Origin of the sequence: Kribbella deserti, assembly GCF_042434725.1 — a bacterium.
Lineage (GTDB): Bacteria > Actinomycetota > Actinomycetes > Propionibacteriales > Kribbellaceae > Kribbella > Kribbella deserti.
The window spans coordinates 1-26486 of the sequence record NZ_JBHLTC010000031.1; the positions used below are offsets into that span (position 1 = coordinate 1).

Annotated in this window: 26 protein-coding genes and 1 rRNA gene; 7 read left to right on the forward strand and 20 right to left on the reverse strand. The window is 68.2% G+C overall.

What is annotated here, in order from left to right:
• Positions 1–1308 precede the first annotated feature (1308 nt).
• Both xerD and ald read right to left on the reverse strand, forming a co-directional pair.
• The gene (gene xerD, locus ACFFGN_RS24470; protein WP_380051755.1) at positions 1309–2229 is read right to left on the reverse strand and encodes a site-specific tyrosine recombinase XerD; all 921 of its coding nucleotides are present in this window, start codon (positions 2227–2229) and stop codon (positions 1309–1311) included.
• Positions 2226–3341: an alanine dehydrogenase gene (gene ald, locus ACFFGN_RS24475; protein ID WP_380051705.1), complete on the reverse strand. Its 1116-nt coding sequence runs from the start codon at positions 3339–3341 to the stop codon at positions 2226–2228. The genes xerD and ald overlap by 4 nt, the downstream gene beginning before the upstream one ends.
• A 321-nt stretch (positions 3342–3662) precedes the next feature.
• Between ald and ACFFGN_RS24480 the strand changes: the two genes are divergently transcribed.
• From ACFFGN_RS24480 to ACFFGN_RS24490, 3 genes are read left to right on the forward strand one after another with little or no spacing between them, the layout of a single operon-like run.
• Positions 3663–4415 (forward strand): phosphotransferase, encoded by a 753-nt coding sequence (locus ACFFGN_RS24480; protein WP_380051707.1) that lies wholly within the window; start codon positions 3663–3665, stop codon positions 4413–4415.
• Between the two features lie 43 nt (positions 4416–4458).
• Entirely contained in the window at positions 4459–5331 is an 873-nt protein-coding gene (locus ACFFGN_RS24485; RefSeq protein ID WP_380051709.1) for an alpha/beta fold hydrolase, read from the forward strand.
• Between the two features lie 54 nt (positions 5332–5385).
• A complete protein-coding gene (locus tag ACFFGN_RS24490) occupies positions 5386–6219 on the forward strand; it encodes an LLM class F420-dependent oxidoreductase (protein WP_380051711.1) in 834 nt (277 codons plus the stop codon).
• A 25-nt stretch (positions 6220–6244) separates the two neighbouring features.
• Here the strand turns inward: ACFFGN_RS24490 and ACFFGN_RS24495 are convergent, their stop codons facing one another.
• Entirely contained in the window at positions 6245–6676 is a 432-nt protein-coding gene (locus ACFFGN_RS24495) for a cupin domain-containing protein (protein ID WP_380051713.1), read from the reverse strand.
• Between the two features lie 73 nt (positions 6677–6749).
• On the opposite strand from ACFFGN_RS24495, the gene ACFFGN_RS24500 reads away from it, so the two are divergent.
• The 3 genes from ACFFGN_RS24500 to ACFFGN_RS24510 all read left to right on the forward strand — a co-directional run bounded on the left by ACFFGN_RS24500 (position 6750) and on the right by ACFFGN_RS24510 (position 8042).
• Positions 6750–6989: an HIT family protein gene (locus tag ACFFGN_RS24500; RefSeq protein ID WP_380051715.1), complete on the forward strand. Its 240-nt coding sequence runs from the start codon at positions 6750–6752 to the stop codon at positions 6987–6989.
• 49 nt (positions 6990–7038) lie between these two features.
• Entirely contained in the window at positions 7039–7188 is a 150-nt protein-coding gene (locus tag ACFFGN_RS24505; protein ID WP_380051717.1) for a hypothetical protein, read from the forward strand.
• Between the two features lie 122 nt (positions 7189–7310).
• Positions 7311–8042: a peptidylprolyl isomerase gene (locus tag ACFFGN_RS24510; protein WP_380051719.1), complete on the forward strand. Its 732-nt coding sequence runs from the start codon at positions 7311–7313 to the stop codon at positions 8040–8042.
• 64 nt (positions 8043–8106) lie between these two features.
• Here the strand turns inward: ACFFGN_RS24510 and ACFFGN_RS24515 are convergent, their stop codons facing one another.
• The 13 genes from ACFFGN_RS24515 to ACFFGN_RS24575 form a co-directional block, all read right to left on the reverse strand.
• On the reverse strand, positions 8107–8757 hold the full coding sequence (locus ACFFGN_RS24515; protein WP_380051721.1) for an NUDIX domain-containing protein: 651 nt from the start codon (positions 8755–8757) through the stop codon (positions 8107–8109).
• On the reverse strand, positions 8757–10493 hold the full coding sequence (pyrG, locus tag ACFFGN_RS24520; RefSeq protein ID WP_380051723.1) for a CTP synthase: 1737 nt from the start codon (positions 10491–10493) through the stop codon (positions 8757–8759). The genes ACFFGN_RS24515 and pyrG overlap by 1 nt, the downstream gene beginning before the upstream one ends.
• Positions 10494–10504: 11 nt before the next feature.
• Positions 10505–11539, reverse strand: a complete 1035-nt coding sequence (locus ACFFGN_RS24525) for a glycosyltransferase family 4 protein (protein ID WP_380051725.1) — start codon at positions 11537–11539, stop codon at positions 10505–10507.
• A 23-nt stretch (positions 11540–11562) separates the two neighbouring features.
• Entirely contained in the window at positions 11563–13137 is a 1575-nt protein-coding gene (gene murJ, locus ACFFGN_RS24530) for a murein biosynthesis integral membrane protein MurJ (RefSeq protein ID WP_380051727.1), read from the reverse strand.
• Positions 13134–13955 (reverse strand): hypothetical protein, encoded by an 822-nt coding sequence (locus ACFFGN_RS24535; protein ID WP_380051729.1) that lies wholly within the window; start codon positions 13953–13955, stop codon positions 13134–13136. The genes murJ and ACFFGN_RS24535 overlap by 4 nt, the downstream gene beginning before the upstream one ends.
• The gene (locus tag ACFFGN_RS24540; RefSeq protein WP_380051731.1) at positions 13955–14899 is read right to left on the reverse strand and encodes a copper transporter; all 945 of its coding nucleotides are present in this window, start codon (positions 14897–14899) and stop codon (positions 13955–13957) included. Before ACFFGN_RS24540 ends, ACFFGN_RS24535 begins: the two co-directional genes overlap by 1 nt.
• On the reverse strand, positions 14896–16062 hold the full coding sequence (gene steA / locus ACFFGN_RS24545) for a putative cytokinetic ring protein SteA (protein WP_380051733.1): 1167 nt from the start codon (positions 16060–16062) through the stop codon (positions 14896–14898). Before steA ends, ACFFGN_RS24540 begins: the two co-directional genes overlap by 4 nt.
• 127 nt (positions 16063–16189) lie before the next feature.
• Complete coding sequence (gene recN, locus ACFFGN_RS24550; protein WP_380051735.1) at positions 16190–17920, reverse strand: DNA repair protein RecN; 1731 nt, start codon at positions 17918–17920, stop codon at positions 16190–16192.
• Positions 17920–18837 (reverse strand): NAD kinase, encoded by a 918-nt coding sequence (locus ACFFGN_RS24555; protein ID WP_380051737.1) that lies wholly within the window; start codon positions 18835–18837, stop codon positions 17920–17922. The genes recN and ACFFGN_RS24555 overlap by 1 nt, the downstream gene beginning before the upstream one ends.
• 26 nt (positions 18838–18863) lie before the next feature.
• Positions 18864–19676: a TlyA family RNA methyltransferase gene (locus tag ACFFGN_RS24560; protein ID WP_380051739.1), complete on the reverse strand. Its 813-nt coding sequence runs from the start codon at positions 19674–19676 to the stop codon at positions 18864–18866.
• Positions 19677–19697: 21 nt separating this feature from the next.
• The gene (locus ACFFGN_RS24565) at positions 19698–19955 is read right to left on the reverse strand and encodes a hypothetical protein (protein WP_380051741.1); all 258 of its coding nucleotides are present in this window, start codon (positions 19953–19955) and stop codon (positions 19698–19700) included.
• Positions 19956–19957: 2 nt separating this feature from the next.
• Positions 19958–20371, reverse strand: a complete 414-nt coding sequence (locus ACFFGN_RS24570; RefSeq protein WP_380051743.1) for a polyhydroxyalkanoate synthesis protein PhaF — start codon at positions 20369–20371, stop codon at positions 19958–19960.
• A gap of 52 nt (positions 20372–20423) precedes the next feature.
• A complete protein-coding gene (locus ACFFGN_RS24575; RefSeq protein WP_380051745.1) occupies positions 20424–21479 on the reverse strand; it encodes an HAD-IIA family hydrolase in 1056 nt (351 codons plus the stop codon).
• A 24-nt stretch (positions 21480–21503) separates the two neighbouring features.
• Between ACFFGN_RS24575 and ACFFGN_RS24580 the strand changes: the two genes are divergently transcribed.
• A complete protein-coding gene (locus ACFFGN_RS24580; RefSeq protein ID WP_380051747.1) occupies positions 21504–22712 on the forward strand; it encodes a DUF1015 family protein in 1209 nt (402 codons plus the stop codon).
• Positions 22713–22787: 75 nt separating this feature from the next.
• Here the strand turns inward: ACFFGN_RS24580 and ACFFGN_RS24585 are convergent, their stop codons facing one another.
• The 4 genes from ACFFGN_RS24585 to rrf form a co-directional block, all read right to left on the reverse strand.
• On the reverse strand, positions 22788–23654 hold the full coding sequence (locus tag ACFFGN_RS24585; RefSeq protein ID WP_380051749.1) for a CHAD domain-containing protein: 867 nt from the start codon (positions 23652–23654) through the stop codon (positions 22788–22790).
• A gap of 83 nt (positions 23655–23737) precedes the next feature.
• Positions 23738–24676 (reverse strand): tetratricopeptide repeat protein, encoded by a 939-nt coding sequence (locus ACFFGN_RS24590; protein ID WP_380051751.1) that lies wholly within the window; start codon positions 24674–24676, stop codon positions 23738–23740.
• 23 nt (positions 24677–24699) lie between these two features.
• Positions 24700–25995, reverse strand: a complete 1296-nt coding sequence (locus ACFFGN_RS24595; RefSeq protein ID WP_380051753.1) for a hypothetical protein — start codon at positions 25993–25995, stop codon at positions 24700–24702.
• Between the two features lie 266 nt (positions 25996–26261).
• Positions 26262–26379 (reverse strand): 5S ribosomal RNA (gene rrf / locus ACFFGN_RS24600).
• Positions 26380–26486: the final 107 nt, after the last annotated feature.

Consider the following 26486-nt stretch of genomic DNA (forward strand, 5'->3'; position numbering starts at 1 on the left):
CGAAACGACCGATCAGTCGTTCACACATAACCGAGGGTGCACCAAACCCGGGGCGGTTCAACGTCACAACGCGACCACGCGCGGGGCACACGCGGGCACTCGCGGTACTCGCGGTACTCGCGGGCACGCCAGATTGCGGCTGTGGAAAACCCTGTGACGGTCGGACGTGAAATGCGGCTGTTGCTGTGGTCACCCGTCCCCCTGGGTCTTCGAATTGTCAGGTCGGTCCGAACCGCGTCAAGGGTTATGAATCACCTCCGGTGACGCTGCGCGCCCTTGACCCGGCCCGAACCGACCAAAGGCGGCAGCTATCAGGGGGACGGGTGAGGCCTGCCCGGGTTCGGGGAGGTCCGCACGCTGCCGCGCCGGGTTTACCGCCGACTCGGCGCGGGATTGCCGCACGCTGCCGCACCCGGTTCACCGCCGACTCGGCGCCGGATTGCCGCAAGCTCCGCGCCAGGTTTGCCGCAGGCTCCACAACGGATCGTCGCGGGGTTACCGCGAGCTCGGCGCGGGGTTGCTGCGGGGCTCCGCGCCGGGTCGTCTCGGCCTGGCCGGGTGGTTGGGGCCGGTTGGCGGGTCAGGTGGCCGATTGAAGGGACCAGCTGCCGAAGTTTCGTACGACTACCTGGTTCTTGTACGACTACCCGGCTGCAACCGGGTAGCGGTCAAACAACTCGGCAGTGGCCATCCCAAAGCCCGGTAGTCAGCCCGAAACCCGGTAGCCGGACGAAACCCGGCATCCGCGCCCGTCCAGACCACCCAAGGCGCGACTGTTCGAACCCCTGGCCGAGACGACCGGCCCGACAACGCGGAAGACCAACGACACCCGACCCCACCGAGGTCCCGAACCCGGCCCGGTCCTGCATCTGGCGGCCATCGCGGCGTCCCACACCCGGCCAGCGGCCACGTGGTTGGGTAGTGGCATCACGCACGCGGCCGGGCGGCCGTCGCGGCGTTCGGCAGCTGACCAGCGGTTGCGGCGTCTGGTGGCGGCGCCCTGCGGGTGGCTGGCCATTGCGCCGGTGGGTTACCACCCCGGACTCCCAGGTGGTAACCACCGGCCGAGTGGCCAGCCACTCTCCCGCCAAGCCCTCCTGCCGCCCGTCGCGGCATCCCGGCCCTGCCCCCGGATGATGGCGCCATTTCAATCCACGGAGGTGCCGCCATATCTCCGCCGCTAGCGGCCTACTTTTGTTCGCGGGTGGTCGCAGCTGGTCCGAACGGCGCCCAGCCAGGCACCTCCATCCCCGGACCAGCTGCGACCACCCGCGAACAAAAGGTAAAAGGGCCGCTAGCTGGCCAAACTCACACAGCGCGTGGGTGGGAGGTGGAGTAGATTTCGCGGAGTTTGTCGACGGTTACGAGGGTGTAGACCTGGGTGGTGGTGACCGAGGCGTGGCCGAGGAGTTCCTGCACTACCCGTACGTCGGCTCCGCCATCCAGTAGATGCGTGGCGAAGGAGTGCCGCATCGTGTGTGGCGAGATCTCCTTCGCGACCCCGGCCTTCTCCGCCGCCCGGCGTAGAACCGTCCAAGCGCTCTGCCGGGACAACCGTCCGCCCCTCGCATTCAAGAACAGCGCGTGCGTCCCACGCCCCCGCCCGACCAATTCCGGACGGGCCCGCACCTTGTAGGCGGACAACGCCTCCAACGCGTACGAGCCCACCGGCACAACGCGTTCTTTTCCGCCCTTGCCGCGCAGCAGGACCGCGCCGGTTTCCACGTCGATATCGTCGACGTCCAGCCCGACCGCTTCGGAAATACGCGCGCCCGTGCCGTACAAGAACTCCAGTAGAGCCGAGTCGCGCGCGGCCAGTACGTCCTCCCCCGCGGCGGCGGTGAGGATGCGCGTCACCTCGTCCACGGACAACGCCTTCGGCAAACGCTGAGGTGGTGGCGGCGGTTTGACCGCGGCGGCGGGATCGACACCGGTCAACCCCTCGCGCAGGCAGAACCGGTGGAACCCGCGCACCGCGACGACGGTTCGTCCCGCGCTGGAGGTGGTCAGCGGCGGGTTGTCGGCGTCGCCCTCGCGCAGTCGCATCAGGAAGGCGGAGACCGACGCTTCGGTGATGCCGGCCAGGTCCGTGACGGACTGCTCGGCCAGGAATCCGACGTACCGCTTGAGATCTCGGCGGTACGACGCAAGGGTGTTGGCCGCCAGCCCGCGTTCGACCGTGAGGTGGTCGAGGTACGAGCTGACGGCCCGGGTGAGCTCCGTGCTCAGGCCAGCACCTCGTCGAGACCGACGTAGTCCAGGTCGTGGGCGTCGGCGACGGGCCCGTACGTCACGTGACCGTCGTGGGTGTTGAGGCCGAGGGCCAGGCTGTGGTCCTTCTTCAGGGCGTCACGCCAACCGAGGTTGGCCAGCTCCACGGCGTACGGCAGCGTGACGTTGGTCAACGCGTGCGTGGAGGTGTTCGGAACGGCGCCAGGCATGTTGGCGACACAGTAGAACAGCGAGTTGTGCACCGGGTAGACCGGATCGGCGTGCGTGGTCGGGCGCGAGTCCTCGAAGCAGCCGCCCTGGTCGATCGAGATGTCCACCAGCACGCTGCCGGGCTTCATCCGCGAGACCAGCTCGTTGCTGATCAGCATCGGCGCCTTCGCACCCGGGATCAGCACCGCGCCGATCACCAGGTCCGCGGTCAGCACGGCCCGCTCGACCTCGAACGCGTTGGACGCGACGGTCTGCAGGTGGCCCTGGTAGATCCGGTCGGCCTCGCGGAGACGGTTGATGTTGCGGTCGAGCAGCTGGACCTCGGCCTGCATGCCGAGCGCGATCGCGGCCGCGTTCATACCGGAGACGCCGGCGCCGAGTACGACGACCCGGGCCGCGTGCACGCCGGAGACACCGCCCATCAGAACGCCACGGCCGCCGCCGGTCCGCATCAGGTGGTAGGCGCCTGCCTGCGGGGCAAGCCGGCCGGCCACCTCGCTCATCGGCGCGAGCAGCGGCAGCGATCCGTCCGGCGCCTGCACGGTCTCATAGGCGATTCCGGTGGTACCCGACTTCAGCAGCGCGGAGGTGCAGTCGCGGCTCGCGGCCAGGTGCAGGTAGGTGAACAGCACCTGCTCCTTGCGCATCCGGTGGTACTCCTCCTCCACCGGCTCCTTGACCTTCAGCACCAGCTCGGCATCGGCCCATACGTCATCGGCGGAGTCGAGAATGCGAGCTCCGGCCGCGACGAACTCGGCGTCGGGAATGGACGAGCCCGCGCCCGCTTCCTTCTCGATCAGAACCTCGTGACCGTTGCGCACGAACTCGTGCACGCCCGCCGGGGTGATGGCGACCCGGTACTCGTGGTTCTTGACTTCCTTCGGTACTCCGACCTTCACAACTTGCCCTTCTGTTCGTCACAGGTGAGCGGCTCACGGGGGTTCGTGGCACCGCGCGGCCCAGCCGGCTTGAGGGGTGAAGCAATCGCCAGGTCGATGCCGAGTGTAAGCCTCCAGGGTTCATACCAGCGGACTGGATGGTCTGTTCTTAACGCGACGCGCACACGGCCGCACTGCGGAACGATTACACTCCTGTATGACGTCCCAACGGCCGGTGAGGTTTGCTCCCGGTACCCGTTCTCACCACAATTCCTGCGCCGATCACCAAATTTGCCGAAGATCTTGCGCAGGCCTTTTTCGCCACATCGAGAAGGGTTGACGATGGAAGAGATCGCTCTGCCGGGCGGAAACGTCGGCGGCGCGGTGCGGGTCGGTGACACGGTGCGACGGCCTACCGGCCCGTGGACGCCCGCGGTGCACGGACTACTCCAGCATCTCGCGGACCACGGTCTATCCGGCGTACCGCGAGTGCACGGGTTCGACGCTCAGGGGCGCGAGATCCTCGACTATCTGCCAGGTGACGCCTACACCGAGCCACCGGCGGACGACGTACTAGCGACGGCCTTAAGTTGGTTGAGGCAGTATCACCGCGTGGTCGCGTCGTACCGTCCTGCAGGGGTTGTCCAATGGCGAACCAGCCTTGCGGAGCTCAAGCCGGACGAGATCGTCTGCATGCACGACTTCGGCTACTACAACTGGATCGGCGACAAGGCCGGATTCGTCGGCGTGATCGATTGGGATATGGCAGGTCCCGGCAAGCCCTTGGACGACATCGCCTTCGCTGCTTGGAATTCGGTGCCCCTAGCCACTCCTGCGTCTGGCGAGCCCGTCGCCGCGTCGTACCGGGCTGCACGTCTTCGAATGATGGCAGAGGCGTACGGCGACATCGACCCGCTGGAGATCCTCAAGGGCGCAACGGCACGTATGGCGCGTTCTGTCCGGGTTATCCGGGCCGGGCAGGTTGCAGGTGATCCCGGCATGCTCAATCTCGGCAAGGTCGGCGAGCCAGAGCGAACCGAGCGGCAATTGGCAGACCTCGACCAACGCATCCCCGAGATCGCCGCGCATCTGTGAGACAGCCGCATCATTCAAGGCCTTCGCGGGTACCTCTATCTCGGTGTTCGACGACTTCGAAGTACAGACGATTCGGCTTGCCCAGTTCGACGTTCGCGTCCGCATAGGCGGTTCAGGACCGCCGTTGCTGCTCTTGCACGGCTACCCCCAGTCACACGTGATGTGGCATCAGGTGGCGCCCGTGCTGGCCGAGACCCGCACTGTCGTCATGCCCGATCTGAGGGGGTACGGCGGCTCCGGGCTGCCGCTGGTGGATTCGGCCGAGGCCTACTCGAAGAGAGCCATGGCGTCCGACCAGGTCGAACTGATGGGCCGCCTCGGGCATGAGCGGTTCGAGGTGATCGGGCACGACCGAGGTGGCCGGGTCGGCTACCGGCTCGCGCTGGATCACCCGGCCTCGATTTCGCGGTTGACCGTGCTGGACATCGTGCCGACGGCCGACATGTGGCATGCCGCCGAGAAGCAACCGGCCGACCAGCTCCGCGAGTGGCACTGGAACAAGCTCGCCCGGTCGTTCCCCGAACCCGAGGACGAGATCAACCGCGACCCCGCCGGCTACCTCTTTCCCGACGGCAGTCCGGCGATTTCGGGATATCCCATCGAGCTTCATCCCGAGGCGCTGCAGGACTACCTGGCCGCCATCGCGAATCCGGACGTGGTGCACGCGATGTGCCAGGACTACCGCGCCGGCGCGACGGTGGACCGGGCGCACGACGAAGCGGACCTGGCCGCCGGGCACCGGATCACCTGCCCGGTCCGGGTCTACTGGGGCGAACGCGGCGATCTGCCGAAGTGGTTCGACGTACTCGACGTGTGGTCGCGCTGGACCGTCGATCTGGACGGCGCGGGCCTGCCCGGCGGGCACTTCATCGCCGAGGAGATCCCGCGTGAACTGCTCGATGTGCTGGACAGCTGACGGCGCGGCTCCTGCCTCGTGGTGAAATGAGCGCACCGACGAGAGGAGCAGGGCGTGACGGTCGAGCTGGGACGGTTCGGGGTCTGGCATCAGTGGCACAAGTGGAGCCCGGAGCTGGCCTACGAGCTGGAGCAGCTCGGGTACGGCACGATGTGGCTCGGTGGTTCCCCCACCGCTGATCTGGCCGCGGCCGAGCAACTGCTGAAGGCCACCCGCTCGGTGGTGATCGGTACCAGCATCGTGAACATGTGGACGGCCAATCCGGTCGAGCTGGCCGCGTCGTACCACCGGCTGGCAGACGCCTATCCGAACCGCTTCATGCTGGGCGTCGGCATCGGTCATCCCGAGCAGAGCGCGGTCTACAGCTCGCCGTACGACAAGATCACCGAGTACCTGGACCGCCTGGACGAGCACAAGGTTCCGGTCGAGGGACGCATGCTCGCGGCGCTCGGCCCGAAGGTGCTCAAGGTCGCGGCCGAACGCACCGCCGGCGCCATTCCGTATCTCACCACGCCCGAGCACACCCGCGAGGCGCGCGAGCTGATCGGGCCGGACGTGCTGCTGGCGCCGGAACACAAGGTGGTGCTGGAGATCGACGACGACATCGCGCGATCGATCGGCCGGCCGTACGTCGAGAAGCCGTATCTCGGGCTGACGAACTACCGCAAGAACCTGCGCCGGATCGGCTACGCGCAGCACGATATCGACAACGGTGGCAGCGATCGGCTGATCGACGACCTGGTCCTGCACGGCACCGCCGTCGACATCAGCGATGGCCTCACCGCGCACCTCGAGGCCGGCGCCGATCACGTCGTCATCCAGCAGCTCGGCCATACCGATCTCGAGCTGCTGCCGGGCTACGAAGCCCTCGCGACGGTTCTCTTCTAAGTCGGCTCCGGCGCTAGCGCGTCCTTCAGCGCAGTTCGAAGTCGGCGAAGTCGAAGCCGGGTGAGACCACGCACGACACCAGCACCTCAACCTCGTCGGCCGGGCGGGCCGCTTGCCATGCCCCGGCCGGTACGACGAGCTGGGGCTGCTGGCCGTTCGTCACGTCCGGCCCGAGGACGAACGTCTCCGGCTCGCCCGGGTCTTCGCCGGTACCACCAAGGGTCAACGCCAATGGCCCACCCGAATGCCAGAGCCAGATCTCGGCCGACTTGACCCGGTGCCAGCGCGACTCCTCCCCCGGCGCCAGCAGGAAGTAGATCGCCGTCGCCGACGCGCGCCCACCGTCGTACCCAGGCGGTTCGAAGGTCACCTCCGACCGCCACGTCTCACGGAACCACCCGCCCTCGGGGTGCTGCTCCAGGTCCAAGGCAACCGCCAACGCGGGCTTATTCGTCATTCTCAGACCGTATCCAGCCGCGCCAGTACTGCCCGAACCGCCTCGAGCCGGTGAAGAGGGCGGACGCGCTTGTGTGAGCTGCGAGCAGCCGGACAAGTTCGCGATCTGGCAGGACGGCCAGTGGCGACTGAACGCCGGCATTACCCAGCCCGGCCTGCCGATGGTGGCGCTGCTCGTGCCGCGGGAGCACTACCGGCTCGACAACCTGCCGCCGGAGCTATTGGCGACGCTCGGCCCGATGCTGCAGCGGACGACCGAGGCGGGTGCGGCGTATCGACAGTGTCGCGCGGTGTCACTTCAATCGCCGGGGTGACGGCGGCTCGCACTTCCATGTCTGGTTCCACGGCCGACCGCTCGGGCAGATGCAGCTGCGTGGACCGATGATCGCGGTGTGGGACGAACTGCTGCCGCGACTGCCGGACGAAGAGTTCCGTGCGAACGCCCGCATCGTCGCCACCGCTCTCGCCGAAGTCTCCGGCGAGACCTGCGGACTCGCGGTTCAGTCCAGGTGAAGATCTTCGCGACCAAGCCGTTCGACTTCCCGTCGGGCAAGCGGCCGGTTAGCGTGACGCTGCCAGGCGATACCAGCCTGCGGCTCTTTACCGTCGCCTATTCCTGAGGGAGACCCCCTGACATGCGAGTAGCACGAACAATCGCCGCCACCGCCCTAGCTATTACCGGGCTGGTGGCAACCACTGGAACGACGTACGCGGCGGACAAGCCGGATGACACGCCTGAAGTCACCAAGGGACCTTGCAAGTACACCGAGACCCCGGAAGACCCGGCTGCCCGGCCGGTGTCGTTGCCACCCGACCCCGCGCACACGCCGGACAAGGGCCGGGTGAAGGTTCTACTCGCCACCAACCAGGGCCCGATGCTCCTGACGCTGGACCGAGCCAAGGCGCCCTGCACGGTGCAGAGCTTCCTCCACCTGGCCAAGAAGCGGTTCTACGACTTCACCACCTGCCATCGCCTCACGCAGTACCCGACGCTCAAGGTCCTGCAGTGCGGTGACCCGAGCGGCACGGGCGAGAAGGGCCCGGGCTACCGGTACAAGGATGAGCTGCCCACCGACCTACCGAACTGGCCCGGCGACACCACGGGCACCCGCAAGGTCTATGCCCGCGGCACGTTGGCCATGGCAAACGCAGGTGCCAACACCAACGGTAGCCAGTTCTTCCTGGTATTCGCCGACTCCCGGCTGCGGCCCGACTACACGGTCTTCGGCTCGATCGACCGACTGGGCCTGGCCACCCTCGACCGGGTCAACGCGGGCGGCATCAAGCCCACCGCCGACAACCCGACCCCGGTCGACGGCGCCCCCAACCTGAAGACTGACATCCTCCTGGCCCGCCGCACCGGCTGACCAAGCCCAACCACGCAAAGGGCCCCGCGCCACCTGACGCGGGGTCCTTTTTGCGTACAGCTGGTCAGGCGTCTTTCGCGGGCCAGGGGGCGTTGGCGGGGCGGAGGGTGGTGAAGCCGCCGTCGGTGTGGAGGGCGGTCCAGGCGGCTAGAGCGCCCATGACCAGGATGGGGTTGTGCAGGTCGCCGGCGAGGATGGCGTTCACGACGTCGGCCAGGGGCGACCAGACGACCTCCATGTCGGCCTCTTCGTGCAGACGGTCGTAGACCTCTTCGGCGGCGGACAGGTCCCGGGCCAGGAAGATGCGCACGGCCTCGGAGGTGAGCCCCGGCGAGGTGAACGCGTCGACCAGCACGCGCCAGTCGGCCGCCTTGGTAGCCGCTTCCTCCCATAGCTCCCGCTCGGCGCCGACGCGGTAGTCCTCGCCCTGGATGTCGAGCAGGCCCGCGGGCGGTTCGAGCAGCCGGTGCCGGACCGGGTGGCGGTATTGCCGGACGAGCAGCATGCGCTCGTTGTCGTCCAGCGCCACCACGCCGACCGCGCCCGGGTGCTCGACGATGTCGCGGGTGAACGGCTCGCCGCCCGGCGGTTCGATCCGGTCGCGCCGGACCGAGATGACCCGGCCCGTCGCGTGCACGATCTCGGATTCGCTGACCGGCCAGGACTCGGGCTCGTCCCGCAGCCCCGCGCCGAACCGGACCTCTGGCTGATCCATCAGGCCTTCGCCGCCGACGCCTTGGCCTTCTTGACCGGGGTCGAACCCGCGGCCGCCTCAGCCGGCTTGGGCTCCTCGACCGGCAGGCGCGACTCGCGCTGACGGTCCAGGGCCGCGGAGATCAGACCCGAGAACAGCGGATGCGGCTTGGTCGGCCGTGACCGCAGCTCCGGGTGGGCCTGGGTGGCGACGAAGTACGGGTGCAGCTTGCGGTCCAGCTCGATGAACTCGACCAGCTCGTTGTCCGGCGAGGTACCGCTGAACACGAGACCAGCGGTCTCCAGCTTGTCCCGGTAGGCGTTGTTGACCTCGTAGCGGTGCCGGTGGCGCTCTTGGACGAGCCCCGCGCCATATAGATCGCGCACGATCGAGCCCTCGGCCAGGTTCGCCGGGTAGAGGCCGAGGCGCATCGTGCCGCCGAGGTCGCCCGCACCGGAAACGATGTCCTTCTGCTCCTCCATCGTGGCGACAACCGGCTGCTCGGCGTCCGGGTCGAACTCGCTCGAGTTCGCCTCGGTCAGGCCGGCCAGGTCGCGGGCCACCTCGATCACCATGCACTGCAGGCCGAGACACAGGCCGAGGATCGGGATGCCGGACTCGCGGGCGTACCGGATGGCGCCGATCTTGCCCTCGATACCGCGCACGCCGAAACCACCGGGAATGCAGATCGCGTCCACGTCGCCGAGCAGCTTCGCGGCCGCCTCAGGCGTCGCGCACTCGTCCGACGCGATCCAGCGCAGGTGCACCTTCGCGTCGTTGTTGAAGCCACCCGCGCGCAACGCCTCGGCGACCGAGAGATACGCGTCGGGCAGGTCGATGTACTTGCCGACGAGCGCCACGGTGACCTCGTCGGCCGGGTGGTGCACGACCCGCAGCAGCTCGTCCCACCGGGTCCAGTCGACGTCGCGGAACGGCAGGTTGAGCCGCCGTACGACGAAGGCGTCCAGGCCCTCGGCGTGCAAGACCTTGGGGATGTCGTAGATGCTCGGGGCGTCGACCGCGGCCACGACGGCCTCGACATCGACGTCGCACATCAGCGAGATCTTGCGCTTGACGCTGTCCGGGATCGGCCGGTCCGCGCGGCACACGACCGCGTCGGGCTGGATACCGATCGAGCGCAGCTGCGCGACGGAGTGCTGCGTCGGCTTGGTCTTCAGCTCACCCGACGGCGCCAGGTAAGGCACCAGCGAGATGTGCAGGAAGAAGACGTTGTCCCGGCCGACGTCGTGACGGACCTGGCGGGCCGCCTCCAGGAACGGCAGTGACTCGATGTCACCAACCGTGCCGCCGATCTCGTGCAGAACGACATCAACGTCCGGACCGGCCATGGCCAGCATCCGGTCCTTGATCTCGTTGGTGATGTGCGGGATCACCTGCACGGTATCGCCCAGGTATTCGCCGCGCCGCTCTTTGGCGATGACCGAGGAGTACACCTGGCCGGTGGTGACGTTGGCGACCTGCGAGAGGTCGCGATCGAGGAAACGCTCGTAATGTCCGATGTCCAGATCGGTCTCGGCGCCGTCGTTGGTGACGAACACCTCGCCGTGCTGGAACGGGTTCATGGTGCCGGGATCCACATTGAGATAGGGATCCAGCTTCTGCATGGTGACCCGGATGCCGCGTGCCGTCAGCAGACTGCCGAGGCTAGACGCCGTCAGCCCCTTGCCTAGGCTGGAGGCGACGCCACCGGTGACGAATACGTGCTTGGTCTGCTGCGAGAACGAAGCTCTGTCCACGGGCCTTCAGCCTACCTGTTCTCTGGGGTACTCGTGACCAGGCCCTGGTAGAGCGTCAGCAAATCGTGCGCCACCTGGTCCTCGTCCGGCCATGTTCCGGCCAACTTCCAGCCTCGTTCACGCAGGGTGGACGCCGTTTCGGAGTCCGCCAAAAGTGTTTGTACGCCGACCGCGAGCGCGGGCGTGTCGCCGGCTGGAGCCAGCAGAGCCGCCTCTCCCACCAATTCGGGAATTCCGCCCACTGCCGTGGCCACAACCGGTACGCCGACTTGCAGGGCTTCCTGGATTACCAGGGCCCGGGCCTCCCAGTGCGACGTCAGTAGGAATACGTCGGCTGCACGGAGTAGATCGCCTACGTCATCTCTGTGACCGAGCAGACGAACCGGAAGGCCTTCGGCGTCGATGCGGGCCTGCAAGTCCTCCTGGAGAGGTCCACCGCCTACGACGGCGAAAACCACGTCAGGCTGCTTAGAGGCGACAAGCGCGGCCACGGACAGGAACGTCGAGTAGTCCTTCTGGGGAGCCAGCCGGCCCACAGCAAGTACTAGCGGGGCCTCACCGATGCCTAGAGCGGCTTTAACGGCCTCAGGCGAGGTGTGGGCCTCCGACAACGCCGGAGCGGCTACAGGGGCCAACCGGACGTCTTTCGCACCTAGACCGCGAGCCAGTTCCACCAAGTCCGTGGAGGCTCCGAGCGTCACGTCGGCACCGCGAGCCACTAGACGTTGCCCAAGGCGCATCACGTGTCCACGAAGGCCTGTCGCGATCACAGCGTTATGCCAGGTCACGATGAGTGGCCGAAGGCGCGTGCGGTCCTTGAGCGCGGTCATGCCGGCGCGATAGCCGTGGGCGTGAATGACATCGCAACCACGAAGGCCCGCGGGATTCGAGACCACCAGGGCCTGGCCGAAGTCGAAATGCGCGGTGGTACCGGGTGGGCCGCACACGACGACCTCATGGCCCGCCGCGACGAACCTGGGGACCAAGGAGGCGACGTGCTGCCCGATCCCGCCTCGGGACTCCGCCAGCACCAACCCAACACGCATTCGGCGATCCTACTCGCCGGAAGTCAGCCTCGACGGATGAGCAGCTTGAGGTCTTGACGTGCCGTGAGACCCGCCACGAGCACGTAGATCACCACAACCGCCAGGCCCGACAGGAGTGCAAAGAGCAACGATCGGCCCCAACCACCAGTTGCAGCGGGCGAGGCAACCAACTGCCCGATAAACCCGGCGGCAATCGCCCCAAGTACCGCAGCCACCGCAGCGCGCGGCAACCCGCTCAAAACGGCAGGACCGGCCAGACGGCGAAGGACGACCAAGAGCGCCAGCGAACCGCCGAGCATGCCGCAGGACATCGCAGCCGCCAGTGCACCGACTACGTCAACGCCGTCCCACCTGGAAGTGACCACGAACCCGAGAACCGCTACGGACAACCACGCGATGCCAGTGACCACCGCGACGTGCCGACCCGCCTGACGCGCGTACAAGACCCGTCCGAGGTGCATGAGCAGGCCGAAGCCGATCAGCCCGGGCGCGAACCAAAGAAGGCCCGCGGCGAGTGAATCCGCCTGCGCCGCCTGAACCCGCCCGTCGTCGTACGCGAAGATCCGCGCCACCGGTACCGCCGTACCGACCAAGGCCGCCGCCCCGGCTCCCCCCGCCAGCAGTACGGCCCGGGTTGAAGTCGACGCCACCTGGTCGAAGTCCGACGAACCAGCCGAGTACGCCGCAGCCAGGCGCGGGAATACCGCCGTCGTAATCGGCACGGCCAGTACGGCGTACGGCAGCAGGTAGACCGCGTTCGCCCACGTGTAGACCGCGATACTGCCTGCGGCCCCTCGATGATTCGCCAAGTACGTCGTAGCGAGGTAAGCCACTTGCTGCGCGACTAATACCGCTAATCCCGCAAGGGCCAACCGTCGCAGTACCGGCCCGACCCCAGGGTCCAGCCGCAGGGTTGGCCGAATAGGCAGGCGGAGCAACAACATCGGGATCAACACGCTCAACGCGAGTGCGACGACGCCAGCGGTCGTCCCCCACGCAAGCAGGTCCACCGCGCCGGACGAGGCCTCATCCGCGCGAGGGGCCTGCGTGGCGAAAACCAGGTAGGTCCCGACCACCACGAGGCTGGACACGAGCGGAGCCACGGCGCCGGCCGCAAAACGCTGGTGGGACTGCAACACGGCCGTCGCCACCACGGCAACGGCGTACCCGAAGATCTGCGGTACGAAGATCACCAGCATCCTCGTGGCGGTTGCAGCCGTTCCACCGCATTCCGCGCCCGGATCCAGCATGGCGTTGGTGTAGCGGTCCGCGAGCAGCCAAGCCAGTCCAGCCACGGGAAGCAGCACCACGAACGACCAGGTGAGCAGCGCGCCGATGATCCGCCCTTGCGCAGCACGATCGCCCCGAGCCACCGGACCGGCCAGTACCGGGATCACCGCGCCCGCGAGCGCTCCGCCGACAACGATCTCGAACAACACGTTCGGCAACTGGTTGGCCGTCGCGTACGCATCGGCCAAACAACCCGCACCAACCGTCTTCGAGAAGACCAGCCATCTCCCGAACCCGACTACGCGGGCCAGCACAGTGACAGCGGCGACCAGTACGGCGGCCTGAGCCAGCCGACGGCCAACGCTCACCGGGGGCGTCGGCCCCACTGGTCGACGGCGTCGAGGGCCGGGTTGTTCGCGATGACCTTGGTGAAACTGACCTTCTCGCTGGCCAGGTTGAGCGCGACAACGCCAGCGGTGGCCAGGAGGCGGAACGGCCTCGGCAACGCGGAGGCAAGCGCAGTACCCGTCATAGCGCCCAGGCCGTTCGCGCCGCAGTCGCCGAGCATGGAGCGTTCCTCAAGGTCCGCCGGCGCAACAGCAGCCGCTGCGCCGACTACGGCCGCAGCCGGGCCCTTGGCCAGTACGGCCGGGGCATTGAGGGCCGCAACGGCCTTAAGGGCTCGACCGGGCCGGAGGTCCAGCAGGTTCGTGAGGTTGGCCGTGCCGGCGATAAGCGCCGTATCGAGCACTACGTCGGCAGCACGGGCGAACCCAGAAGACTTACGCGGCAGGAGCGCCGCAGCGCCTAGAGCGCTTACGCCGACACCGAGGATCTTGATCGCACCACTAGTGACCTCACCCCGGCTCAACGCGCTCAAGTGACCCTTGAACCCCTTGGCCTGGGTAGTCCCGTGCAGGTCGTCGAAGGCCCCGACAGCGCCCGAGACCGATCCGGCCAGCAGAGCGGCTGCACGCACCCGGACTGGCGTCGCGTGGTCACCGGCAACACCGGAGAGCGCGCCGAGAACCGCGATCGGCCCTTCCAGCAAGGTGACTGGCTCGCCCCGGTGGTTGATCCGTTCGAACGGCTCCCGCTGTTCCTCCGAGAGGCGCTGGGTCGCTCCTTCGACTGCACCGGTCGCGGCGGCCGAGGCCAGGGCGACGGCGATCCGGCCGAGTCCCATCAGTTGTCCTTCGCCTGAGCAGCGCTGGGGGCAACCCCGTTCTTCGCGTCCACACCGCCGTACTGACCGGCCTTGCCCTCGGCCTGCTCGACCAGGGCGAAAACGATCGTGGCCCGCCCGCTCGGCATGTTCGCGACGTCCACCGACGAAACCGCCTTGGCCGCGTCGGAATCACCGCGCAGCGACTTCAGGTAGCCACCGTTCTGCGCGCTTTCCGGCGTACCGGCGACGACCACGCCACTGCTGGCCCGGTCGAGACCCTCGGCCAGGTCCACCGCGTCGGAGTACGAGGAGGTGTCCGGCGCCGGGTTGGGGGTCTTGCCGGCGATCACGACGATCAGGCTGGCGCGCTGCTTCGGCGTCGGTTTGAGGCCGAACAGCTTCGAGCCGGTCAGGCCGCCAAGGATCTTGGTGGCGTCACCGTCAACGTTCTTGCCTTCGGCGTTCGCCGCGATCGCGCGGCCGAGGATCTGGCCGGTCCGCTCGAAGGTGGTGCTGTCCTTGGTGAAGGTGACGTCCGCGGTGACAAGCTCGGTGGTGAGCTGGTCGATCAGCTGGCGCTGGTCGGCCTGGAACAGCTTGGCGTCCAGCGAAACGCGGGTGGTGACCTGCGCCCCGGCCTTCTCCAGCGTCTCGACGGTGTTGTTGGCCAGATCGCCGTCGACGTCCGGCATCGTCACGACCGCGACGTTTTTGCCGGTCAGCTTGCCGTCGGTCAGACCGGCGGTCACCTTCGAGACGTAGTCGTCGCGGTACTTGTCCAGCGCCTTCGCCTGAATCAGTTCTTCGCGCGCCTGGACCAGATCCTTCCGGTCCTTCAGCGCCTGATCCTGCACAAGCTGCGTGCCGGTGCCCTTCAGCGGCCCGGCGCCGAGCACCACACCGGCACCGAGGGCGAAGAAGATCGCCACGATCGAGACGATGTGATAGCGAAAGTCGATCACGTGAACAGCTCCCGGACATTGAAGTAGATTTCGTTCCAGCGCGCCTTCAGGATCGACCACAGAATCGTGTGCGCGTCGATCGACACCATCGCGACGCTGAGCACGAACAATCCCGCGGTGATCAGCGCGATGATCTGGAACGTGGAAACGCGGCTGCGATAGAGACGGCTGACGCCCTTGGCATCCACCAGTTTCGCGCCCACCCGCAGCCGGGTGATGAAGGTGCTGGCCATACCGGAGCGGCCCTTGTCCAGGAACTCCACCAGCGAGTTGTGCGTGCCGACCGCGACGATCAGCGAGGCACCCTTGGAGTCGGCCAGCAGCATCGCGACGTCCTCGCTGGTTCCGGTCGCGGGGAACTCGATCGACTGCACGCCAAGGCGTTCCAGCCGGTCCGAACCAGGCGCGCGCCCGTCGCGGTACGCGTGCACGACCACCTCGGCACCGCTTTTCAGCGTGTCGTCGGTGACCGAGTCCATGTCGCCGATGATCAGATCCGGCGCGTATCCGTTCTCCACCAGGGCATCGGCGCCACCGTCGACCCCGATCAGCACCGGCCGGTACTCGCGAATGTACGGCCGCAGCGCGACCAGGTCGTCGCGATAGTCGTAACCCCGCACGACGATCAGCACATGCCGGCCGTCCATCGGGGTGTGGATCTCCGGTACGCCGACACCGTCGAGCAGCAGATCCCGCTCGCGGCGCAGGTACTCCAGGGTGTTGGCGGTGAAGGCCTCAAGCTGCGTGGACAGGCCCGCGCGGGCGTCGTCCATCGACTCGGCGACGGTCTCGCTGTCCTGGCTGGCGCCCTTGGCGAGCACCTCCTCGCCGCGGTACAGCACACCGTCGTGCAGGCGGATCTTCTCGCCTTCGTGCAAGGTGGAGAAGACCTCGCGGCCGATGCCGTCGACCAGCGGGATACCGGCCTCGACCAGGATCTCGGGGCCCAGGTTCGGATAACGGCCGCTGATCGAGTCGGCCACATTGATGACCGCGGCCACCTTGCAGTCGACCAGGGCCTCGGCGCTGACGCGATCCAGATCAACGTGATCGATCACCGCGATCTCACCGGGCTTGAGTCGCTTCGTGAGGTTCTTGGTACGGCGATCCAGCCGGACCACTCCGTGGATTCCGGGCAGTTCGGGCTGGCGTGTACGTCTCAAGGTGGGCAGTCTCATCGCGACTGCCATCCTGCCATGTCAGCGGACCGGGCCGTGCACTGTAAAGGTGGTTGAGCCCTGGTGTCTAGAGATTCGCAGCCGCAAGGCCGATCACGGACAGGCTCCGCCGCTACTTCTTGGCGCGCTTCTTTCCGCCCTTGCCGTGACGCTCCGCCGCCAGCGCGAGCAGTTCCTCGGCGTGGGCCTGCGCGGCGTCGGAATTCTCCAGGCCGGCCATCATGCGCGACAGTTCCTTCAGCCGGGCATCGTCATCCAGCGCGACCAGCCCACTGGTGGTGACCGAACCGTCGTCACTCTTCAGCACCACCGCGTGACGATCCGCGAACGCCGCCACCTGCGGCAGGTGGGTCACCACGATCACCTGGGTCTTCTCGGCCAGCTTGGCAAGGCGCTTACCGACCTCCACGGCCGCGCGTCCACCGATACCCGCGTCGATCTCGTCGAAGACCAGCGTGGGCACCGGATGGGTGTCCGACAGGATCACCTCCAGCGCCAGCATCACGCGGGAAAGCTCACCACCCGAGGCCGCCTTCTGCAGCGGGCGCGCGGGACTACCCGGGTTCGCCGCGAAGCAGAACTCGACCTCGTCCGCGCCGAACGGCCCCGGCGTACTGTCGTGGACCTCGACCGTGAGCTGCGCGTGCGGCATGGCGAGCCCACCCAGTTCCCCGGTCACGGCCTTGCCGAGGCGCTCGGCGGCGTCCCGGCGGGCGGTCGCGATGACGCCGCCCAACTCGGTCAACCGGGCCTGCAGATCTTCCTGCTCGGCGGTCAGCTGCTCGACCCGCTCGTCGCTGCCGTCGAGCTCGGCCAGTCGCGCCGCGGAGCGCTTGGACCACTCGAGCACCTCGTCGACCGTGCCCTCGGAGTCGCCGTACTTGCGGGCCAGCGAGGTCAGCAACGCGCGCCGCTCGCTCACCACGGACAGCCGGGCCGGATCGGTATCAACATCCGACGCGTACGACGACAGTTCGCCGGACAGGTCCGCCGCGAGATAGCCGAGTTCGCCAACCCGATCGGCCAGTCCCGCCAGGGTCGGATCGTGCTCGCGCTCACCGTCGAGGGCCTGCTTCGCAAGCGACAGCAGCCCCAATACGTCGTTGGGCCGGCTCGCGTCGAGGTCCTCCGCCGCGAGCGCGCCTGCCGCGGTGGTGGCCGCCGTACGCAGGCCGTCCGCATATGCGAGGCGTTCCTCTTCGGCGGCGAGTTCCAGGTCTTCGCCGGGTTGCGGTTCGGCCTTGGCGATTTCCTCGAGGCCGAAGCGCAGCAGGTCGGCCTCGGCCAGCCGATCGCGCTGGCGGGTGACCAGCTCGGTCAGCTCGGCCTCCACCTCGCGATGCCGGCGGTAGGCGGCGACATACTCCGCGAGGGGCTCCAGCACCGGCTTCCCGGCGAAGGTGTCGAGGGTCTCGCGCTGGCGGATCGGCTGCAGCAGGCGCCACTGGTCGGCCTGGCCGTGGATCGCGACCAGATCACCGGATACATCGGCGAGCACGCTCACGGGAACACTCGCACCGCCCAGGAAGGCCCGCGAACGCCCTTCGGAGGAAAGTTCGCGCGCGATCAGCAGTTCGCCGTCATCGAGTTCCCCGCCGCGGTCCTCCGCCTGCTGGACCAGGGACTTCGGCACCGAGGTGGCTCGCCCCTCGACCCGGGCCCGCCGTACGCCATGGCGGACCAGGCCACTGTCGGCCCGGCCGCCGAGCAGCATGCTCACGCCGGTGACGACCATCGTCTTGCCCGCACCGGTCTCGCCGGTGACCGCGGTGAAACCGGGGTCGAGGTCCAAGGTCGCGTCCTCGATCACCCCGAGTCCGGTGATCCGGATTTCGGACAACATCAGCCAGACCGTCCGTTCTTACGCTCGGCAGTGCCCCGCCAGCCCAGCACCGGCAGGTCGAACTTCGCCACCAGGCGATCGGTGAAGGGCGCTTCGTGCACCCTCGCCAGCCGCACCGGGGTCTTGCCACGTCGTACGTCGATGTGCGCCGCGCGGGGCAGCTCCACCGTGCGGCGGCCGTCACACCACATCACGCCCAGGCCTTCCGAGGCGCGCACCAGCTCGATCGACACCGTCGACCGCGGCCCGACCACCATCGGCCGCGAGTACAACGCGTGCGCGCTCAGCGGCACCATCAGAATCGCCTCGACCTCCGGCCACACCACCGGACCGCCCGCGGAGAACGCGTAGGCGGTCGACCCGGTCGGCGTCGCACAGACCACGCCGTCACAGCCCCAGCGCGACAGCGGCCTGCCGTCGACCTCGACCATCACCTCGAGCATGCGCTCACGGGCGGCCTTCTCCACGCTGGCCTCGTTCAGCGCCCAGGTCTCGGTGACGAGTTGCCCTTCGGCGTGTACGGAGATGTCGAGCGTCATGCGCTCCTCGACCACATACTTGCGATCCACCACCGACTGCACGGTGCGCTCGAGGTCCTCGTACTCAGCTTCGGCCAGGAAGCCGACGTGGCCTAGATTCACACCTAGTACGGGCGTGCCATGCGGGCGGGCCAGCTCGGCGCCGCGCAGGATGGAGCCGTCGCCGCCGAGCACCATGATCAGCTCGACATCGAGCGCGGCCTTGTCGGGATCGTGCGCGACCTCGACCGGGTCCAGCGCCAGGATGTCCGCGTCCTTACCACCAACGCGCACGCAGATGCCGGCGTCGGTGAGCAGGCGATGGGCCTTCCGGGCCACCTCGATGGCGTGCTCGCGGCCGGTATGGGTGACCAGCAGCACGCGACGCGGCTCGCTCACGGCCACCCCGTCCTCCCCATCGGTAGTCACTGTGGCCCTTGTTCAACGGCCATCCGGAGCATCGTCTCATCGAGCGGAGGTGCCGAACGCCGTATCCACAGGAAATACTCGACATTTCCGGACGGACCGGGCAACGGACTGGCCGCGACCCCCGCTATTCCCCAGCCCAGCGTGGTCGCCTTGGCCGCCACCCCGCGGACCGCGTCGGCCCGCAACTCGGGGTCGCGGACCACGCCGCCCTTGCCAAGGCGCTCCTTACCGACCTCGAACTGCGGTTTGACCATCAGCACGAGATCCCCCTCCGGCTGCGTCACCGAGATCAGTGCGGGCAGAACAAGTGTCAGCGAGATGAACGACAGATCGCTCACCACCAGCTCAACCTGCTCCCCCAGCGCCTCGGGAGACAGCGTGCGCACGTTGGTCCGGTCCATCACCGTGACCCGCTCATCAGTCTGCAGCGCCCACACCAGCTGGCCGTAGCCGACGTCTACCGCGAAAACGTGCTCCGCGCCGTTACGCAACAGGACGTCGGTGAAGCCGCCAGTAGAAGCTCCCGCGTCCAGACAGCGCTTGCCGGTAACAGTGAGCTCCTGGAACGCCTCTAGCGCTCCAACCAGCTTGTGGGCTCCCCTGGACGCATAACCCGGGTCATCCATCTCGGAGGTGTCCACCAGGATCGGAGCGTCAGCCCCGACCCCAGTGGCCGGTTTGCTCGCAACCGTGCCGGAAACCTTCACCCGGCCCGCGGCGATCAACTCGCCTGCGTGTTCCCGGGAACGCGCCAGCCCGCGCCGGACCAGCTCGGCGTCCAGCCGGGCACGTCGTACCGCTTTAGCCACAGTCGCTCGGGCCGCCGTCGATCAGCTGGGATCGCCGTCGGACTCGGCCAGGGCGCTCTGCAACCGCTCGTGCAGAGCGGCGTAGACCTCGCCGTGTTCCGAAACCGGCAGCTCGCGCAGCTCGTCGAGCCGGGTCATCGTCTCCTCCACCAGCGGGTGGCTCTCCTCGCGCACGGGCTCGGTCTCGTAACCGGGCTCGTCGGCGGGAAAGTCCTCGGGCTGGGGCTCGGCGTCGGGATCCGGACCGTGGTACGGCTGTTCAGACGGGAATTCGGTCACTCTCAGGCCTTCTTGGCAGCGGTCTTCTTGGCGGGTACGGCCTTTTTCGCGGGTGCCTTCTTGATCGGCGGAGTGGTCACGGCCGGCTCGGGCTTCGAGGCCTCGGCCAGTTCCTTCTCCAGCTTTTCGATCCGGCGGGCCAGCCCGGCGACCTCCTCGGCCCGCACGAAACCGAGCTTCGCGACGGCGCCTTCGACCTCGTTGGCCACGATCGCCTGCAGCAGCTGGCGATTGCTCTTGCTGGTGGCAACGATCTCTTCGGCGAGGTCGCTCACCTTCGTGGTCAGGCCGGTGGTCAGCGTCTCCGCGCCGGTCTGCTGCACCAGCGCCTTGGCGGCCGCCTGGGCACGCTGCTTGGTGACCTCGGTCAGGCCGTTGGCCAGCTGAACATAACCGCGCAGTGCATCCATCACCATGATGGCCTCCTCGCTGAGGCTGGGGTTCGTTGCCAGCCACGGTAGCGTGCGTTCACGGTTTCGCCAGGCCAACCTTGATCAGCGCGGCGCGAACGTCCACCTTGTCCTTACTTTCGGCGTCGTCGTTGGCGGCCCAGGCGGCGGAGAGGATCGCGCGCAGGCCGTCGTACGGCTCGCCTTCGCCTTCGATCACGACCGCGCCATCCGTTACCTCGGCGATCCAGCCCTCGCACGAGTGCATGCCGCCGTCCACCTCGACCGCGGGGTGCTTCTCGGCCAACGCGCTCAGCCCTGCCCCGATGTACGTCGGACGCTGTTCCAGCGGGGCGGCGGCCAGATCGATCGCGTCGTTGACCCCGGTCGCCACCCACAGGCTGGCAATGCCCACGGCGTAGGCGCCCGCTATATCGGTATCGAGCCGATCCCCGACCATCAGCGGTGCTTCGGCCTTCAACCGCTCGATGCTGGTCAGCAGCAACGGCGTCTCGGGCTTACCGGCGACCACCGGATCCACGTCCACGGCCTCGCGCACGGCCTTGACCAGCGCGCCATTGCCCGGCGCCTTGCCTGCCGCGGTGGGAATGGTGAGATCCAGGTTCGTCGCGAACCACTTGGCACCCGCGTTGATCGCGTGCGCGCCGTCCGCGAGCAGTACCCAGTTCACCTCCGGGTGGAATCCCTGCACGACCGCGACCGGGTCCTCGTCGCTGCTGCGGACGGCGGTCAGGCCGTACTCGTCGAGGGCCGCGAACAGGCCTTCGCCACCAACGACCATCACCTTCGCGCCGGCCGGGTACTGCTGGGAGATCAGCCGGGCCGCCGCCTGGGCGGAGGTGACCACGTCCTCCCCGGTGACGTCGAGGCCGAACGAGCTCAGGTGTTCGGCGACCACCTCGGCCGGACGGCTCGCGTTGTTCGTGATGTACCCGAGGCGCAGCCCGGCCTCGGCCGCCTTGCGCAGGCTCTCGGGTGCACCCGGCACCGGATCGGGCCCGACGTACACAACGCCGTCCAGGTCGAGCAGCGCGACGTCGTACCGAATGGCGAGGGGCTGGTCGCACGCCGAAAGCGGCGCCGGCGACTGGCCGTGCTTGCCGCCCGCGGTCATGACCGTCCCCGTACGATGCGGCTCATGTCCGAGTCGCGGAACGAGCCGCATCCCGTCACGCGGCCGACGCCTTCAACAGCTCTGGAGCCGTTGCGGCTGGAGCCGTTGCGCGCGTGGCGATTCGTCGCCGGGCGGGTCAGCACCCTGGGCGCGGTCACCTCGCCGCCGTACGACGTACTGGAGCCGGCGCTGGTCCGGCGGCTGACTGATTCTGATCTCCACAACATGGTGCGGCTCATCCTTCCACGCGACTCGGATCTTGGCCCGAGCCGGTACGACCAAGCGTCCTCGCGGCTCACCGCCTGGCAGCGTGGCGGGGTCGTCGTCCAGGACTCACGGCCCGCGCTGTACGTGTACGAACAGCGCCTCGGCGAGGATTTCCTGTGCGGCCTGATCGGTGCCGTCGGGCTCGATCCGACCGGCCAGGTGGTCCTGCCGCACGAGGACACGATGCCGAACTGGGTGGACGATCGATTCACGCTGATGGAGGCCACCGACGCGGACCTCGAACCGATCCTGCTCGCGTACACCGGGGGCGGCGCCGCCAGCGACGCCGTCGACGAGGCCCGCGCGGGCGTGCCGTGGCTGGTCGCGGACTCCGAAAACGGCGCCATCCATACGATCTGGCGGATCGACTCGCCCGCGACGCTCGACGCCATCGCCGCCGACCTGGCCAGGCACGAGGCCCTGATCGCCGACGGCCATCACCGGTACGCCGCCTACCTCGAACGTCGTCGCCGCGAACCCGACCGCCCTGGCACGGATTTCGGCCTCGCGATGCTCGTCGATCACGGCCGTCATCCGCTCAGCCTGGATGCGATCCACCGGACCGTTCCGGGTCTGTCGCTGGAGATCGTGTCCGCCCGTACGCCGCAAGGGTGGCAGGTCACGCCCGGCCGACGGCAGGACCTTCCGCACCGGTTGTCGGTCTACGACGGCACGGCCTGGCTCACGCTGTACCGCGCGGAGGCCTCGGCCCCAACGAAGCCGGAGGTGTCGCTGCTGCACGAAGAGCTCTTCCCTGCTTGGGGAATCGACGCCTCGCGGGTGGGATTCCACCACCGCCTGGCGGACGCCCTCGAACAGGCCTCCGGCGAATCCGCCGTCGTCGAGCTGGACCCGCCGCGCCTGGACCAAGTCCTCGCCACCGCCGCCCAAGGCGCCCGCCTCCCGCAAAAGGCCACCTCGTTCGGCCCCAAACCCCGCACCGGCCTGCTCTTCCGCACGCTCTGACCGCCGCCCCTTACCCGCGAGTGGACGCGTCTGTCCGCCCGCCCTTGTCCCGGTGCGCGAATGGCCGGCGAATGGTCAGTCGCGATGGTAGAGGGCGAGGAACTCATCGCGGAGTGGGCGACGGGCGGCTCGATGGCGTTCCATCAGGCGGCCGAGGGCGAAGCCCATTTCGACGTCGCCCAGCCGGTCCGCCTCGTCGAGGAACAACCAGAGGGTGTCGGCGGCCGCGCAATGATCTTGATGCTGGCCGATCAGCTCCTGGAACTTGGCGGCCCGTGCCGCGATTTCCTTCGCCTCTTCGCCTAGAACGCGGGACATGCTCTCGGCGGCGTACCGAAGACGCTTGGCGTCGAGCCGTACGTCGTGCCACTGCTGATCCGGCGACCACGCAGTGAGCTGGTCCGCAGCCGCTGTGAACTTGGCCTGCGTGGACGCCAGCAGGCGCGGGAGGACCTTGCCGCAGGGGCGGTCGGCTCGTGCTCGAAGTTCGGGAGCGGCTGCCACGGCGTCTAGTAGGTCTAGGAGCATCGCTGTCCGCTGGCTGGCTACTGCGTCTTCTGCACCCGCTACTGCGCGTGTGAGGCTGGTAGCCAGTAGGTGAAGGATTGTGGCGACGTAGTCCGCGTCGTCCTCGCCAGTGGCGTTATCCCGGATGAGCGTCGAAACGACCTCTAGGTCGCGCGCCTGGCTACAGCTCATTGCTAGCTGGGAAAGCTCCTTGCGGAGGAGTACGACCTGATCACCGCCCAGGAGACGTCGGAACAGCCTGAGGTCGCTGCGGAGCCGTCGACACGACACCCGCACCTGGTGGACGCCGTCGTTCTCAGACGCCTCCACCATCGCCACGGAGCGCCGCAGCCGGGCGGCGCCGGACAGCAACGATCCCGTCACCAACACCCCGACCGGCGAGGCCGGGGACAAGTCCACCGCGATGGCCGCCATCGGGCAATTCTCGCGGACCCGGCGCGCTGCCGTGGTGAAACCGCGCGCGCCGCGTCCGGGAACCGCCCGACGGCAACCCTCCGCTACTTCTCGGTCACCCCACCAGGCGCAACATCGCCCTGGTCGCCGTCCTGTTCGTCGTCAGCAGCCTCGTCCTCGACCTGCACGTCCTCGACGTGTACGTCTTCGGCAGCCTGGTCTTCCGCAGGTACGTGGGACTCGTCGCTGTCGCCCTGCTCGTCCTCGTCGGCGTTGGTCTCGTCGGCGTTGATCGTCTCGCCGAATTCGTCCAGGTCGTTCGAGCTGTCGGCGGTCACGTGCACTGCCTTGGGCTCTTCGGTGACATCGATGATGGCGTCGCCCGACTCCTCGTAGTCCTCGTCATCGTCCTCGTCGAGATCGATGAACTCGAGGCCTTCGAGCGCGGCCGCACGCTCGGCGGCGTCCGTCGTACCGTCGATGTCGACACCCGCGGCACGGTGGAACCAGACCAGAGCCTCTTCCTCCCGGCCGAGTTCCGCCAAGGTGTCGGCGTACGCGTAGCGCAAACGCGCCAGCCACTCGACCCGGACCCGCTTGTTCAGCTCAGGTACCTCAAGCGTCTGCAGCGCGGCAGCGGTCTGCCCCATGTCGCGACGCGCGCCGGCGGCCACGATCAGCATCTCCATCTGCGAGCTGAGCTCGAGATCCTTGACCTGGTGCTCGCGCGACAACGCGAGCGCCTTCTCCGGCCGCCCGAGCGCACGCTCGCAGTCAGCCATCGTCGGCAGCACTTCCTGGTTACCGGTCATCCGCCGTACGGCGCGGAACTCGGTCAGCGCCTCGTCGTAATGACCTGCCAGGTACGCCGTGACCGCCACGGCCTCGCGCACCCCACCCAGGCGTGCGGCCAGCCGGCGCGCGGTCTTCGCGTGCTGGTAGGCCAGTTCCGGGTCGTGGTCGATAAGCATTCCGGACGCGACCAGGTGCTGGGCGACCAGGTCGGCGAGCGTACGCGGCAGACCACGCAGCTCCTGCTTCACCGAACGGTCGAGCTCAGCTCCGGTTACACCCGCGGGAATGGGCGGATCGTCCTTGCGAGGTCCGACCCTTTCCGGCTGCTCCTCGCGCGGTCCGCGACCTCTATCGTCGCGACGGTCGTCACGGCGTCCACCACGCGGCGCGGGCGGACGTCCGCTGCCGCGCTGGTCACGCCCACCACGGTCGTCACGGCCTCCACGGCCCCCCGCGGCCGGGCCACGGTCATCGCGGCTCGCGCGGTCGCTGTAGCCAGTACGTTCGTCGCGTCCGCCACGACCACCAGCGGCCGGACGGCTCGAACGCTCGCCGTACACGGCCCGGTCGCCGCCGCGCGCGAACGGGTTGCGGTCATCCCGCCCGCGATCGCCGCCACGGTCATCGCGCCCACGGTCATCGCGCCCACCACGGTCACCGGCCGAACCGCGCGCGCCGGCGCCACGGTCATCGCGGCCACCCGCACCACGAGCCGGACGCTCACCGAACGATCCACGCTCCGGCCGAGCACCGTAGGACCCACGGTCATCGCGTCCCCGGTCGTCGCGACTGCGGTCGTCGCGGCTGCGGTCGTCGCGGCCACCACGGTCATCGCGCGGGGGACGGCTGCCGAAGCGGTCGTCGCGGGCCGGACGGTCGTCGCGACCGCCATACGAACCACGCTCAGGGCGGGCACCGTACGAACCACGGTCGCCCCGGTCGCCGTACGAGCCGCGGTCGTCGCGACCGCCTCGGTCGTCACGCGGCGGACGGTTGTCGTCGCGGGGCGGCCTGCTGCCCCAGCGGTCGTTCCCACCGGCCGGGCGTCCGCCCCGGTCGCCGGAGCCGGCACCACGGTCGTCGCGCGGGGGACGGCTGCCGAAGCGGTCGTTGTCGCCGCGCTCGGCGTAACCGCCGCGGTCGTCACGCTCATTGCGCTCGCCGTAGCCGCCACGGTCATCGCGACGGGGACCCCCGGGACCACGGCGATCGCCGCCGGAGAAGCTGCGTCCGCCACCGGACGAACTGGGACCGCCAGACTTCGACGGACCCCCGGAGCGTCCACCGCCGCCGGAGCCGCCAGACCAAGAACTACCGCCGGATCCACCTGAACGGGCTCCGCCACCGGTACGCGGTCCATCGCCGCGGTAACCACCGTCGCCACGCCCAGCGCCGCCCGAACCACCCGAGCGACCGGAGTCGCCAGAACGGCCAGGACCACCCGAACGACCAGCGTCGCCGGAACGACCGCCGCCAAAGCCACCAGGCCCACCGGAACGGCCAGAACCGCCTTGGCCAGCGCCGCGGCCGCCGGAGCGGTCGTCGCGGCCGGAGCCGGAGCGGTCATTGCCGCCACGGCCGGCGCCGGAACGCCCTGCTCCCCCGCCTGAAGAGCCCCGGCCTGAGCGATCGCCAGGACCGGAACGGGGTGAACGAGGTGGCGTGGCCACAGTGACTCCTATCGATCGAACACAGATTGGTGCAGACGCTCAGCTCAGCGCTGACATCTAGAGCTAACAAGCCAGGGCCGGACAAAATGCCCTCGGCTAGATGGTAGAGCCTCCACAAATGTTAAGGGCCACCCGTTGCCGGGTGGCCCTTAACAGTGTGAATGTCCGGCGACGTCCTACTCTCCCACGACCTCCCGGTCGCAGTACCATCGGCGCTGGCGGGCTTAACTTCCAGGTTCGGAATGGAGACTGGGTGTTTCCCCGACGCTATGGTCACCGTAACTCTTGTAGAACATGTAGCCACTATCGACCAGTGCTGCTGGGATTGTGGCTGTGTTCTGAGAGCTGCATAGTGGACGCGTATGTTGCGCAAGTTCATGTTTGTTGT

Coding starts and splice junctions, on each gene's coding strand:
- recN (WP_380051735.1), bottom strand. CDS start 17,920: ATGTTGTCCGAAATCCGGATCACCGGACTCGGGGTGATCGAGGACGCG.
- ACFFGN_RS24515 (WP_380051721.1), bottom strand. CDS start 8,757: ATGGATCAGCCAGAGGTCCGGTTCGGCGCGGGGCTGCGGGACGAGCCC.
- ACFFGN_RS24570 (WP_380051743.1), bottom strand. CDS start 20,371: ATGGTGATGGATGCACTGCGCGGTTATGTTCAGCTGGCCAACGGCCTG.
- ACFFGN_RS24495 (WP_380051713.1), bottom strand. CDS start 6,676: ATGACGAATAAGCCCGCGTTGGCGGTTGCCTTGGACCTGGAGCAGCAC.
- ACFFGN_RS24580 (WP_380051747.1), top strand. CDS start 21,504: ATGTCCGAGTCGCGGAACGAGCCGCATCCCGTCACGCGGCCGACGCCT.
- ACFFGN_RS24480 (WP_380051707.1), top strand. CDS start 3,663: ATGGAAGAGATCGCTCTGCCGGGCGGAAACGTCGGCGGCGCGGTGCGG.
- ACFFGN_RS24585 (WP_380051749.1), bottom strand. CDS start 23,654: ATGGCGGCCATCGCGGTGGACTTGTCCCCGGCCTCGCCGGTCGGGGTG.
- ACFFGN_RS24595 (WP_380051753.1), bottom strand. CDS start 25,995: ATGACCGCTCCGGCTCCGGCCGCGACGACCGCTCCGGCGGCCGCGGCG.
- ACFFGN_RS24535 (WP_380051729.1), bottom strand. CDS start 13,955: ATGGGACTCGGCCGGATCGCCGTCGCCCTGGCCTCGGCCGCCGCGACC.
- ACFFGN_RS24510 (WP_380051719.1), top strand. CDS start 7,311: ATGCGAGTAGCACGAACAATCGCCGCCACCGCCCTAGCTATTACCGGG.
- ACFFGN_RS24505 (WP_380051717.1), top strand. CDS start 7,039: ATGCAGCTGCGTGGACCGATGATCGCGGTGTGGGACGAACTGCTGCCG.
- ACFFGN_RS24575 (WP_380051745.1), bottom strand. CDS start 21,479: ATGACCGCGGGCGGCAAGCACGGCCAGTCGCCGGCGCCGCTTTCGGCG.
- ACFFGN_RS24525 (WP_380051725.1), bottom strand. CDS start 11,539: ATGCGTGTTGGGTTGGTGCTGGCGGAGTCCCGAGGCGGGATCGGGCAG.